Annotated in this window: 11 protein-coding genes; 3 read left to right on the top strand and 8 right to left on the bottom strand. The window is 59.1% G+C overall.

Annotated elements, in window-relative coordinates; translation table 11 throughout:
• Nucleotides 1-196: 196 nt before the first annotated feature.
• Together aac(6') and FB593_RS13415 are read right to left on the bottom strand one after the other, a co-directional pair.
• Nucleotides 197-652: an aminoglycoside 6'-N-acetyltransferase gene (aac(6'), locus tag FB593_RS13420; protein ID WP_019565179.1), complete on the bottom strand. Its 456-nt coding sequence runs from the start codon at nt 650-652 to the stop codon at nt 197-199.
• The gene (locus FB593_RS13415) at nt 649-2,313 is read right to left on the bottom strand and encodes an alpha-glucosidase family protein (RefSeq protein ID WP_112682155.1); all 1,665 of its coding nucleotides are present in this window, start codon (nt 2,311-2,313) and stop codon (nt 649-651) included. The genes aac(6') and FB593_RS13415 overlap by 4 nt, the downstream gene beginning before the upstream one ends.
• Before the next feature lie 155 nt (nt 2,314-2,468).
• Between FB593_RS13415 and FB593_RS13410 the strand changes: the two genes are divergently transcribed.
• Both FB593_RS13410 and FB593_RS13405 read left to right on the top strand, forming a co-directional pair.
• Nucleotides 2,469-3,389 carry a sugar kinase gene (locus FB593_RS13410; RefSeq protein ID WP_003513625.1) on the top strand — a complete coding sequence of 307 codons (921 nt, stop codon included), beginning with the start codon at nt 2,469-2,471 and terminating at the stop codon, nt 3,387-3,389.
• A gap of 210 nt (nt 3,390-3,599) precedes the next feature.
• Nucleotides 3,600-4,649: a bifunctional monoglucosyl/glucuronosyl diacylglycerol synthase gene (locus FB593_RS13405; RefSeq protein ID WP_080797954.1), complete on the top strand. Its 1,050-nt coding sequence runs from the start codon at nt 3,600-3,602 to the stop codon at nt 4,647-4,649.
• Nucleotides 4,650-4,839: 190 nt separating this feature from the next.
• Here the strand turns inward: FB593_RS13405 and FB593_RS13400 are convergent, their stop codons facing one another.
• The 4 genes from FB593_RS13400 to FB593_RS13385 all read right to left on the bottom strand — a co-directional run bounded on the left by FB593_RS13400 (nt 4,840) and on the right by FB593_RS13385 (nt 8,530).
• A complete protein-coding gene (locus FB593_RS13400; protein WP_080797952.1) occupies nt 4,840-5,448 on the bottom strand; it encodes a DUF2026 family protein in 609 nt (202 codons plus the stop codon).
• A 207-nt stretch (nt 5,449-5,655) separates the two neighbouring features.
• Nucleotides 5,656-7,086, bottom strand: coding sequence for a ribosome biogenesis GTPase Der (gene der, locus FB593_RS13395; protein ID WP_003513631.1), 1,431 nt, complete (start codon nt 7,084-7,086; stop codon nt 5,656-5,658).
• Nucleotides 7,087-7,119: 33 nt separating this feature from the next.
• Entirely contained in the window at nt 7,120-7,791 is a 672-nt protein-coding gene (locus FB593_RS13390; protein WP_145166668.1) for a tetratricopeptide repeat protein, read from the bottom strand.
• 154 nt (nt 7,792-7,945) lie between these two features.
• Nucleotides 7,946-8,530, bottom strand: coding sequence for an NnrU family protein (locus tag FB593_RS13385; RefSeq protein ID WP_003513633.1), 585 nt, complete (start codon nt 8,528-8,530; stop codon nt 7,946-7,948).
• 151 nt (nt 8,531-8,681) lie between these two features.
• Here FB593_RS13385 and FB593_RS13380 point away from each other — a divergent pair, with 151 nt between their 5' ends.
• On the top strand, nt 8,682-9,665 hold the full coding sequence (locus FB593_RS13380) for a polysaccharide deacetylase family protein (RefSeq protein ID WP_065659128.1): 984 nt from the start codon (nt 8,682-8,684) through the stop codon (nt 9,663-9,665).
• Nucleotides 9,666-9,720: 55 nt separating this feature from the next.
• Here FB593_RS13380 and sbmA read toward each other — a convergent pair whose 3' ends face one another.
• Entirely contained in the window at nt 9,721-10,989 is a 1,269-nt protein-coding gene (gene sbmA, locus FB593_RS13375) for a peptide antibiotic transporter SbmA (protein WP_003513636.1), read from the bottom strand.
• 192 nt (nt 10,990-11,181) lie between these two features.
• Nucleotides 11,182-12,372 (bottom strand): MFS transporter, encoded by a 1,191-nt coding sequence (locus FB593_RS13370; protein WP_112290381.1) that lies wholly within the window; start codon nt 12,370-12,372, stop codon nt 11,182-11,184.
• Nucleotides 12,373-12,410 lie beyond the last annotated feature (38 nt).

Here is a 12,410-nt window from a genome sequence, read left to right as displayed (position 1 = left end):
GCGCGAGCCGTCTCAGGTTTTCGTTTCTGCAGGCCAGGTCACGTAATAATATTTGCCCGCGACCCTGCCAAAATAGGCGTGGCGCAAGTTCCCGGATTAAGCAGAAAAGAGCCGAGCGACGTCCGCATGAAAATGCCGGTTCAGACAAGGCGAAACGGACGGATTGCTAAATCGGCTGACTTACAGCATCGGCAAGTCATGAATGCGATGGCAGCAGCTTGCGGAAATAAACCACCCGTTCGGTCTCCTCAAACCCCAGCGCCGCATGCATGCGGTGTGAATCGATATTGGCAATATCGGCATCGGAGGCAAGCTCGCTCACACCCTTGCTGATCGCCCAGCGGGTGACCTCGGCGATCAATGCCGCGGCAACGCCCTGACCGCGGAATTCTTCTTCCACATAAACGCCTTCGAGAAACGCAACAGGCGATGTATCGCATCCGTTGACATAATCCCGCCGGAGGCTGACGTCGGCGAAACCGATGGCCATTCCGACCAGATCATAGGCAATGAAACCGGCGTCGTTGTCGGAGAGGTTCTGCAATTCAGCCCTATGTTCGGCAACAGAGGCATCGGGCCATAAACGGTGGCGCAAAAGGGACCAGTCGTCCAGAGATGCTGCGGCGTCCCTGATGGAAAATTTCAGGCTCAAGCGACGACCCCGCAAAACACGTCCAACCCCTCAAGCTTCACGATCCCGGCGTCGAACAGCGGCTCAAAACCCGGCATCGGCAGGATATCCGTGACCTCCATACCCTTCGGGATAGGAAATTCCACCGCCTCACGGGTCAGGTTGAAAACGAACAGCAGTTTTTCGTCACCCTTGTGGCGCGTGAAGGCCAGCACATCGAGATTGGTCTTGATGAAGTCCATATCGCCGTCGCGCAATGCTCCATGGGTTTTGCGGAAGGACAAGACCGCGCGGTAGTGGTTAAGAACCGAGTCCGGCTTGCGCTCCTGCGCATCCGCCGCCTGCATGGCGTGGGCATAGGGCACCGGCAGCCACGGCTTTTCCGCGCTTGAAAAACCCGCATTCGGCTTGCCGGTTTCCCACACCATCGGCGTGCGGCACCCGTCACGCCCCTTGAAGGCGGGCCAGAAGCGAATGCCGTAGGGGTCACGCAAATCCTCGAAGGCCAGTTCGGCCTCGGTCAGGCCCAGCTCCTCACCCTGATACAGACATATAGAGCCGCGCAGGCTGGCGAGAACGCAGATGGCGAGCTTCGCAACCCGCGTCTGCTCCTCGGAGCCTTCGGAAAACCGGCTCAGATGGCGCACCACATCGTGGTTGGAAAAAGCCCAGCACACCCAGCCATCCGTCACCACCTTGCCGAAGGTTTCGACCGAGCCCCGCAGGTGTTTTGCGCTGAAATCCGGGCCAAGCAGATCGAAGGTATAGCACATGTTGAGTTTGTCATCGCCGGATGTGTAGGCCGCGACCGTCTTCAGCGAGCGTGCGCCGTCCCCCACCTCGCCCACGGTGGCGCGGCCCTCATATTCATCGAGAAGCGCGCGGAAGCGCCGTAGGAAGGCCACGTTTTCCGGCCGCGTCTTGTCGTAGAGATGATCCTGCATGCCGTAAGGATTTACGTCGGACGCATCGAGACCAAAGCTTTCGTCGTCCAAAAGCGGCGGGTTGTCGCGCAACAGCTTGTCGTGGAAATAGTGATTGACGGTATCGAGACGAAAACCGTCCACGCCGCGATCGAGCCAGAACCGTACGGTTTCCAGAAGCGCATCCTGAACATCCGGATTGTGAAAATTGAGATCCGGCTGCGAGGCGAGAAAGCTGTGCATGTAATATTGCTTGCGCACGCCATCCCATTCCCATGCCGGCCCGCCGAACACGGAAAGCCAGTTGGTGGGTGCCGTGCCATCCGGTTTGGGATTGGCCCAAACATACCAGTCCGCCTTGCTGTTGATGCGGCTTGCACGGCTGTCCACGAACCAGGGATGCTTATCGGATGTATGCGAAATCACCTGGTCGATGATGACTTTCAGCCCCAGCCGGTGCGCCTCGGCCATCAATGCATCGAAATCGGCAAGCCTGCCAAACATCGGATCGACATTGCAATAATCGGATACGTCATAGCCCATATCGGCCATGGGCGAGGTGAAGAAAGGCGAGAGCCAGATGGCATCGACGCCGAGCGAGGCGATGTAGGACAGCCGCTTCGTCACCCCGGCAAGATCGCCGTAACCGTCCCCGGTCGTATCCTGAAAGGATCGCGGATATACCTGATAGATCACCGCCCCCTTCCACCAGTCCGATTGCGCTTGGGATTTGTGGACCGGGGCATGGGTTGTCGGCATGAGCGATCTCCTGATGAGGGTTGGTCCGAGAATATAAAGCAGCTGTCCCTGCGTAAACCGGAACTTCGCAAATGCCCAAAATCACCTCGAAGCGGGCTTGTCAGGCACCTCCTGTCGTCGTAATCCCGAAGGTAAAGCAAGTGGAGGATGACGGCGTGGGCGGACGGTTTCTGTCGATTGGCGAATGTATGGTGGAACTGTCGCAGGCCGGAAACGGGCTGCTGCGCAAGGGTTTTGCCGGTGATACCTTCAATACGGCATGGTATGCACGTGCCTGTCTGCCAGAAGACTGGTCCGTCGATTATTTCACGGCACTCGGCGACGATCCTCTTTCGCAGGACATGCTGGCCTTCATTGCAGATGCCGGTATCGGCACGGAAAAAATCCGCCGCATCAAGGGCGGCACACCCGGCCTTTACCTCATCAACCTCAAGGATGGTGAGCGCACCTTCAGCTATTGGCGCAACGCAGCCGCAGCAAGGCAACTCGCAGCAGATGCGGACCACCTGCGCAAGACGGTGGAAAGCGCCGACGTCATCTATTTTTCTGGCATCACGCTCGCCATTCTCGCTTCGCCCCACGATGTAGATACTTTCCTTGCGGAACTGCGCCGCGCCAAGGCAGCGGGCAAGCCCGTGGTCTTCGACCCGAACATCCGCCCGCGCCTGTGGTCCGACAAGGACACGATGCTGGAGACGATTACCAACGGCGCACGCGCCGCAACGCTGGTAATGCCAAGTTTCGATGACGAAGCCAGCCATTTCGGCGACACATCCGTCGAGGCCACAATCGAGCGTTACCGTGCACTCGGCGTCGCCAACATCGTCGTCAAGGATGGCGCAAAGGGTGCGACACTCGATTTCAGCGGCGCACGCAGCCACGCTCCGGCGGTAGAAGCCGTGGATGTGGTGGATACGACAAGTGCAGGCGACAGTTTCAACGGCGCGTTTCTCGCCCGATATGTAACCGGCAGTTCGCCGCATGACGCCGCCGTCTTTGCCGCACGGGCAGCGGCAACCGTCATCGGCCATCACGGCGCGCTGATCAGCCCCGAGCTTCTTCCGCTGGTCGGATGATGCAAGACGGAACCGGCTTCCTGATACCTGTGCTTGTCACAGGGATGACCAGGAGAGCGCATTACGGACAAGAGCAAGCTTGTGTGTGCAAAGGACACTTCTCTACCCTCATCCGCCCTGACATGATCCTGTAACACGCACGCCGCATATACGGGCGGAAGCCGGGTGGTGGGGAATCGCCCGCGCGCAGTCGAGCAGGATCGGTGTTTCATGACGAGAATCACGATTGTCACAGATGCCTGGCACCCGCAGGTCAACGGCGTGGTTCGTTCCATCGAAAATACCAATACGGAACTCGCGCGGCTGGGCGTGGATGTGCACATGGTGACACCGCAGAGTTTCTACAGCATCCCCTGCCCGACCTATCCGGAAATCCGCCTGTCAGTCGCCGGCTATCGCCGTGTCGCGGCGGAGATTGAAAAAAGCCAGCCCTCCTTCGTCCACATCGCCACCGAGGGTCCGCTGGGTTTCATGGCGCGGCGCTGGTGCGTGAAGAACAGGATGCGTTTTTCCACCAGCTATCACACCCGCTTTCCCGAATATGTCGCGGCGCGCTTCCCCATCCCGGAAAGCTGGCTTTACGCTTTCGTGCGCTGGTTTCACAATGGCGGCAACACCTGCATGGTGGCGACGCCAAGCCTGGAGACCGAGCTTGAGGCCCGCGGGGTTCGCAACTTGAAGCGCTGGAGCCGCGGCATCGATGCCGAACTGTTCCATCCACGTCCGAAAACGTCGCTGCCTTTCGATCTGCCGAGACCGATCTTCATGACGGTCGGTCGTGTGGCGGTGGAAAAGAACCTGCCTGAATTCCTCGACCTCGAGCTGCCCGGATCGAAGGTCGTGATCGGCGATGGCCCGGCCCGCCATGAATTGCAGGAAAAATATCCGCACGTGCTGTTTACCGGCATCAAGACCGGGGAAGAACTCGCGGCTGCCTATGCGCAGGCCGATGTCTTCGTTTTCCCGTCCAAGACCGACACATTCGGCAACACCATTCTGGAAGCGCTGGCGAGCGGTGTGCCGGTGGCCGCCTTCCCCGTTACCGGGCCGATCGACATTCTCGGCGGCAATCCCGGGGCAGGCGCGCTGAATGACAATCTTCGCGACGCGTGTCTTGCAGCGCTCCATTGTTCATCGCAGGAGGCTCTGGCGCTCTCCAAAAGCTACAGCTGGGAAAAGGCATCGCGGCAATTCCTCGACAACGTCATTCACGCCGCCGGAAAATCCCTGCCGCTTTTGTCCCGCTCACGACTTGCCTGACGTGGAGACACATTGATCCCCGACATTTTATCGGGGAACGGTGGACGAAACAAAGCAGGAGTGTCACAAGACGATCTGGACGCGACCGCCGTTATCTTTAGAACGGGGTCGGGCTGCTGATTGACGTCAGGCGGCTGCCGCGAGATCACGCTGGCCGTCCTAATTTCACAAAGACTTATCCCGTCTCAGATCACCACGCGCCGACGAGCGCCTGGCCGGAAAGCGGCACCGTCCGCGCCTTGCCGTTCCGCTCCGTGACCGAAAGCGACGGGGACATCTGTTTCGGCGACTTGCGGAACCAGTTTGCGGCGACGCTCGCCAGATCGCCAATCATCGCCTGCTTATGCCAGTCGGCAAAACGCCGCGCGGTGGCTTCCGGCTCGGAGCGGTAGAAGAAATCGCCGGAATGATCGAGATCGTTGATGGAAGCCGCCATGGCCGATAGCGGACGCTGAAACATCTTCGGGGGCACGGAAAGTTCGCGTGCGCTCTGCGAAAAAGCGGGCGCCATGAAATCGATAGCCCATCCGTCCGCTTCGACCCAGCAATGGAAATTATCGCCAGCGCCCGTTACGTAACCATCGTCACGATGGTCCGCAAAAAGCATGACCGTCCCGCCCAGATTATAAGCGGCAAGCCCGCCCTTCGGCACAGCTTTCACCTTGTAATGCTGTTGAAGGATGAAGGCGCCGAAGGTGCTGAAATACATGCAGGCCGTAGCCGGGTCGGCATTGTCGTTGACGAGCAGGCTGTTGATGACGCGGTAAATCCGGTGATAGTCGGTCTGCTTGATCAACATGGTTTTTTACTCGCCAGTTTTATGATTATCGGAAGGCAACGGGAGAGACCGGTTCACCGTCGATCTCGATACTGGTGAGACCTCGGCCCAACGCGACGTCATCCTCGGGCTTGTCCCGAGGATCTACCTCCCGAGTCGCAAAATCGAAAGTTTGCAGATTCTCGGGACTAGCGCGAGAATAACGGAGGAGAGGTTTTCAGCAGCCGATTACCGCCTCTTCTTCGCCTTGCTCTCGAATGGATTGTCCGAGCCACGATAATGCACACGGATCGGCACGCCCGGCATGTCGAAATCCTTGCGCAGACCGTTCACGAGGTAGCGCGTGTAGCTCTCCGGAATGGCTTCCGGTCGGGTGCAGGAAATCATGAAGGCCGGCGGACGCGCCTTTACCTGCGTCATGTATTTCAGCTTGAGGCGGCGGCCGGAAACGGCCGGCGGCGGATGCTGCGTGGTCTGCGCATCGAGCCAGCGGTTGAGCTTGGCGGTCGAGATGCGGCGGTTCCAGATCTTGTCGGTATCGATGATGTTCTGCATCAACCGGTCAAGGCCATAGCCCGTCTGGCCGGACATCGGCACGGCGCGGATGCCGCGGGCCTGCGGCAGAAGCCGCTCGGTCTTTTCACGCAGATCGGCCAGAAACGCCTGCGGATCTTCAACCAGATCCCATTTGTTGAAGGCAAGCACGGCGGCGCGGCCTTCGCGGATAACGAGATCGACCAGCTGCAGGTCCTGCTTTTCGAACGGAATGGTGCTGTCGAACACGATCACCACCGTTTCGGCGAAACGAATGGAGCGCAGGGAATCCGCGACCGAGAGCTTCTCCAGCTTCTCCGTCACCCTGGCCTTGCGGCGCATTCCGGCCGTGTCGAACATCTTGATGGTGCGGCCGCGCCAGTCCCACTCGACGGAAATACTATCGCGGGTAATGCCCGCTTCCGGGCCGGTTAGCAGGCGGTCTTCACCAAGGAAACGGTTGATGAGGGTGGACTTGCCAGCATTCGGTCGGCCGATGATGGCGACGCGCAGTGGCTTTGTCTCATCATAAACAGGCTCTTCTTCTTCCTCTTCCTCGCTGCCGGGCTCAGTGCGCGGAAGAACGATATCGGTCTCCGCCTCATCCACTTCAGGCGGGAAGGCAACGTCTTCGCCGATCGCCTCGACGATGGCGTCGCGCAGGTCGATCATGCCCTGGCCATGTTCGGCCGAGATGGCGCACGGGTCGCCAAGACCAAGCGTAAAGGCATCGTAGAAGCCCGCATCGGAACCGCGCGCCTCGGACTTGTTGGCCACCAGAACCACCGGCTTGCCGCGACGGCGCAGCATTTCGGCCAGCGTTTCATCGGCGGGCGTCAGGCCTGCCTTGGCGTCAACGACAAAAAGGGTCACATCGGCTTCGTCGATCGCCGCTTCGGTCTGCGCCCACATGCGGCCCTGAAGCGTCTCCGGCCCGGATTGCTCCAGACCGGCGGTATCGATGATGGTGAAACGAAGGTCGACAAGCTTCGCGTCGCCGGGGCGGCGGTCACGGGTCACGCCCGGCGTATCGTCGACAAGCGCCAGCTTCTTTCCGACCAGACGGTTGAAAAGCGTGGACTTGCCGACATTGGGGCGCCCGACTATGGCGACGGTGAAGCTCATTGATTGTTAATCCTTGGAGGTGGGAAAGCCGTGTTAGACAGCTTTGCCCGAAGCAGTGATATTGTCGAGCATGATCTGCGCGCGGTTCGTCACATTGCGTGGCGCCTGCGCGTCGCTGACGATCTGCTCGAACCATTGTTTGGCCTTGGTGAAATCGCCAGCCTTGTAGGCGGCAAGACCAAGGGCTTCGCGAGCCGATGCACGCATGGTCTGGCCTTCGCCGCTCAACGGCTCCGCAAGTGCAACGACCTGATCATACGTGCCGTTGTCAACCAGCAGCCACGCCGCGCGCACCTTCGCCGTATCGCGGAAGATCTGCGGGGCAGACGTGTCGTTGCCGATCGCGGTGAAGGCAGCAATGGCGCCGGCCGCATCGCCCTTCTGCGAAAGCAGCGTCGCAGAACGGAACTTCGCCAGCACCGGATAATTGCCATGACCGGAGGTTTCAAGATCGGCAAAGGCCTTCAGCGCTTCGTCCGTCTTGTTGTCGGAAGCAAGCTTCAGCGCCGCGATGAACTGGTCGCCGGAATTGGAAGCGCGGCTGGTGTTCCAGTATTCATAGATGCCGGCACCGGCGGCGCCCACAACCACGAGAACGGCGGCGCCAACGACCACGATACCGTAGCGGCCCCAGAAACGGGAAAGCTGCTCGGAACGGATCTGCTCGTTCACTTCGCGGATAAAGGTATCATTTTCGTTTGCCATCAAATTCTCCGTTACCCGCGCGGAGATCGTCGCCGATCCATCCGTTCGCGGACATACCAAGCCGCTTACCCGGGTCAGCAAAAGTCCGGCCGACGGGTCATGGTCGGCCTTCTAGCCTATTTTGCCTGATATGTAAGGGGGAAACGTTGATTTCCTACATGGCGATGGGCTGAACGCCGATCAACCATTCGTGCAGTTTCAGGATGAAAGCGCCCCAGAGAACGATGCCGCCGACGATGGCCACCAGATCGTAACGGCCCGAGACGAAGGGACGGACCACTTTTTCACCCGCTCTTTCCCGGCGCTTCAGCGAAATCCGCATCACCACACCCCAGGCGAGGAACGATGCAAAGAGAAGAATCGAAGAGGTCTCTCCATTCGCCAGAAGATGGGCGAGCGCCCAGATCTTGACCGCCAGAATGAGCGGATGTTTTGTTCTGGTTGCGATGTGGCCAGCCGGGATGAGGCTGGCGATAAGACAGATCATCGCGGGCAGCATCAGGGTCACGGCGAGGTGGCTCGTCCAGACCGGCGGGTTCCACAGAACGCCGGTTTCCTGTCGCGCCTCGCCAAACGCATAGATGACGAGACCGAGCGTTATGAGGCTTGCGAGAGAATAGACGCCCTTGAACGGTCCTTCTCCCATCTTCGCGATCATCTGCGCGCGAAATCGCGGCGCAAACACCTTCAAAAGATGCGTCAGGAAAAACAAGGCAAGACAGAGTACGAGAAAAAGCATGGAACACGGTCCCCCGGTGGAACGGAATGCGGCCTCATTACCGCGACGCAGAAAAGGAATTAGGCTGAAAGACGTAAAAAAGCCAGTTTATTCAAAGCTTCGCCTTATTCCACCCGCAAAAGGCAGCGGTGTTTCACATGACGGATGCCTGATGTTTCGCCCATTGACTGCTTTTTCCCTGTCGCTATGCCTTGCCCTTCCCGCTTTTGCCGAAAATGCGGAGAAGCCGAAGCAACTCGTCATCGTTTCTTTCGACGGTGCGGGCGACAATTCGCTGTGGGAAAGAAGTCGTGCGACGGCGAAGGAGGTCGGCGCGCATTTCACCTATTTCCTTGCCTGCACGCTGGTGATGGACCGCAAGACCAGCGCCAAGACCTATCAGGGCCCCGGCCAGAAGGCCGGGCGCTCCAATGTCGGCTTTGGCCAGTCGCCGGAAGAGGTGGAGACGCGGCTGCGCAACATCTGGTCGGCCTATCGCGAAGGTCACGAAATCGGCAATCACACCTGCGGGCATTTCGATGGCGGCCAATGGACCGCCGAGCAATGGGACGGCGAGTTCACCACCTTCACCAGCACGCTGGAAAATGCCTGGCAGATGATTGGCAAGAAGGGTGAGGAACCCGAAGGCTGGCGCGACATGGTGAAAAACATCAACGGCTTCCGCGCGCCCTATCTTTCGCAGGGGCCGGCGCTGACCGCGGCTCAGAAGAAACACGGCTTCGTTTATGACGCCACCAGCATCACCAAGGGACCGGAATGGCCGGTGGAGCGCGACGGCATCGAACATTTCGGTCTGCCGCTGGTTCCGGAAGGCCCCGGCAATCGCCCGATCATCGCCATGGACTACAACCTCTTCATCCGCCACTCCATCGGCATCGAGACGCCGGACCGCGCGCAGGAATTCGAGGACCGCGCCTATGCGGCGTTCCGCACCGCGTTCGACAAGCAGTATAATGGCGAACGCATCCCTCTGCAGATGGGCTTCCATTTCGTGAAGATGAATGGCGGCGCCTATTGGAACGCCTATGAGCGGCTGCTGCGCGAAGTCTGCCGCAGAGACGATGTCGCCTGCGTGAGTTACGCCGAGGCCATGCCGATCATCAAGGCGCGCAGGAAGCAGAAGACAGAGGGCTAAGGTCCCCGGATACAATGCAAAAGGGCGGCCAGTCGGCCGCCCTTTTTGTTTTCCGTCAGGGCTTGTTGGCCGCCAGCTCTCCGGCTTCCGCTTCCCGCTGAAGATAACGCTCGTCGATTTCAGGCAGTGGCTTGTCATCGATCGCGGCCTCGAAAGCCACAAGACGTTTGTGGATGGACAGCAGCTCGATGATCGTGGTCCAGGAATTGACCAGATACTGGAACGAATTACTGACCTGACCGAAGGCCGTGGCGATCTGCTGGTAGATACCATAGGTGATCTTGCCCGCCACGATGGTGGGAACAAGCATCAGGAGCAGGAACACGGCATCGGCCTGAATGTAGAAATACCGCGCGACGTTGAAGTAGAGGTAGTGCCAATACATGCGGAAATAGTTTTTCCGCACATTGGAGTAAAGCTCCTTGACAGTCGGCGGCTGGGCGCGGTCGGCGTGATCCTCACCGTAGACCAGTTCCTTGCGATAGGCCGCTTCCACACGCTGATTGCGGAAATTCAGGCCGGGCAGCTTGATGCCGACCGTCGCCAGAAGCACGGTGCCGAACACGGACCAGACAATCGCCAGCCAGAACAGCGCGTGCGGCACTTCGCCAAGGATCGGCAATTCGGAGACGTAGGACGACAGCGCAAACAGGATCGGCAGAAACACAACAAGCGTCATGACCGAATTGATCAGGGTAATACCCAACCCCTCCAGCGTGGAGGAGAACCGCATCGTATCTTCCTGAACGCGCTGCGAGGCACCTTCAATGTGGCGCAGCTTTTCCCATTTTGACATGTAGAAGTCGTTCATCGCGGTGCGCCAGCGGAAGATATAATGGCTGGTGAAGAAATCCGTGAGGATCGACACAGCCATGCTGAGAAAGGCGATCTTGGCGAAGACAATCTGAAGACTGTAAAAATCCCAGACTTCGATACCCGGCTGTTTTGACAGCGCATTTTGCAGGAGATCGCCGAAAGGCCGCCGGAAATTGTTGATGACGACGGAAATCTGAACGCCGAAATAGGTCACCGCGATAATCAGCAGCGATCCCCATATGGACCAGAACTTCCAGGGGTGATCCTTGGCGAGAACGGTCCAGACAGCCCCGAACAACACCAGGCACAATGCCAGATAGGCGTAGAAGAACAGATTGGCGGGAACCAGAAAATAGCTGAGATCGTAAGGTTCTTGCTCGGGCATCACGTAGCCCCAAGACCTGCCTAGCCCTTCAACGATGAAGTACCATCCAAGAATGGCGACAAAAGCCCAGACGATGGCGGAGGTGAAGAACAATTTCGGTTTGGGAAAGAAAGAATGAAACACGTTTCGAACTCACGCGCGTTTGAAGTCAGCCATTATTGGCGAAGCACTAGATGGCCCGAACCTAGGGCAGAAATTTGTGCACAGCAACGAAGAAGCGACGACCTTAACAAGATGTAAGGCGCAAACGGCGGATCGATCCCGCAAGGAACCCCTGAAATCGCCCCTTGTGAGGCGCAATATGCCCGGGCGGATTTAGCGCCGCCGCTCCCTGGCGAGAACCGGCAGCATCAGGAGAATGCTGGCGACAAGCACGCCAGAGGCGAGAATACTTGGTGCAGTAAAACTTCCCGTCACCTCGGCAATCCAGCCGGCGGCGAGTGGTCCGACGATCTGTCCAGTACCGAAGGCTGCCGTCATCAGGGCAAAGGCGCGGCGTGGGCTTGGGCCTGCAAATTCCCGGCCCAGCTGAAGGCCATAGGCGGTGATGACCATGAAGGTCAGCCCCAGAAGCAGACCGCCGGCAAGCACGCCCGGAACGGGTGGCAGCATGACGGAAGCGAAGACGCCGACGGCTTCCACAGCAAGCACGATCACGAAAGCGCGCTTCAGCCCCTGCGATTTCAAGACCGGCTTCCAGAGGAAAAGCGAAATGGCGGCGGCACATCCCGTCACGAACCAGGCCAGAAATTCCACGAAAGCGCCAGCAGCAGCCATGCGGGCAATCGCAACAATGAAGGTGGCGGTGATGACGTAACCGAAGCCGAACAGCCCATAGGCGAGCGTCGTCAGAAAGAGCGGCTTCGTCCATTTGAGCGGCGGCTCCGACAGCGCAGAGGCATGCCGGGGTGGCCCGGCGGGCATCACCCGCCAGACGAGAAGAAACGTAGCGAAGGAAAAGACGGCACCGGCAATCCACTCCTCCCGCCAGGAGGCACCGCCGCCATCAAAAACGACGCCGATGAGATAGACCACAAGCGAGGAAATCGCGATGCCGGCACCGACGCCGCCATAATGCAGCGCCTGAATATGGTCCTTGCCAGCTTTCATGGCGTGGCCGATGACGATCTGCGACGTGAAGATCATGGTCATCGCACTGGCAACGCCGGCGAAAAACCGGATCAGGGTGAAGGCCGCAACGGAGTTGAAGGCGGCCATGGCAAGCAGCAACGCGCCCGTGGAAAACAAGCCACAAAGGGCGACCAGCCGTTCGCGTCCCGAGCCCCAGGAATAGGCGGCGAGAACCGCCCCCGCGAGATAACCGGCGAAATTCCCCGCCGCGACGATACCCGCATCCCCCGCCGATAGCGGAACATCCGCCATCATGCCAGGAAGAATGGGGGTGAAGGAAAAACGGCCGAAGCCCATGGCGGACGCCATCATCAAGGCGCCGGCGAAACCGAGTGCAGTCAGATGTTTGGGGGAAAGTGGCTTGTCGATGCTCATGTACGGCTTATCGCAACCGCACTGCCACGGAACAAGCG

Source organism: Rhizobium sp. SJZ105 (genome assembly GCF_007828365.1).
GTDB classification, from domain to species: Bacteria; Pseudomonadota; Alphaproteobacteria; order Rhizobiales; family Rhizobiaceae; genus Agrobacterium; species Agrobacterium tumefaciens.
The sequence above is the reverse complement of the archived record's forward strand: the minus strand, read 5'-3'. Positions and strand labels throughout refer to the sequence as shown.

Coding starts and splice junctions, on each gene's coding strand:
- FB593_RS13415 (WP_112682155.1), bottom strand. CDS start 2,313: ATGCCGACAACCCATGCCCCGGTCCACAAATCCCAAGCGCAATCGGAC.
- FB593_RS13405 (WP_080797954.1), top strand. CDS start 3,600: ATGACGAGAATCACGATTGTCACAGATGCCTGGCACCCGCAGGTCAAC.
- FB593_RS13400 (WP_080797952.1), bottom strand. CDS start 5,448: ATGTTGATCAAGCAGACCGACTATCACCGGATTTACCGCGTCATCAAC.
- der (WP_003513631.1), bottom strand. CDS start 7,086: ATGAGCTTCACCGTCGCCATAGTCGGGCGCCCCAATGTCGGCAAGTCC.
- FB593_RS13390 (WP_145166668.1), bottom strand. CDS start 7,791: ATGGCAAACGAAAATGATACCTTTATCCGCGAAGTGAACGAGCAGATC.
- FB593_RS13385 (WP_003513633.1), bottom strand. CDS start 8,530: ATGCTTTTTCTCGTACTCTGTCTTGCCTTGTTTTTCCTGACGCATCTT.
- FB593_RS13380 (WP_065659128.1), top strand. CDS start 8,682: ATGTTTCGCCCATTGACTGCTTTTTCCCTGTCGCTATGCCTTGCCCTT.
- FB593_RS13370 (WP_112290381.1), bottom strand. CDS start 12,372: ATGAGCATCGACAAGCCACTTTCCCCCAAACATCTGACTGCACTCGGT.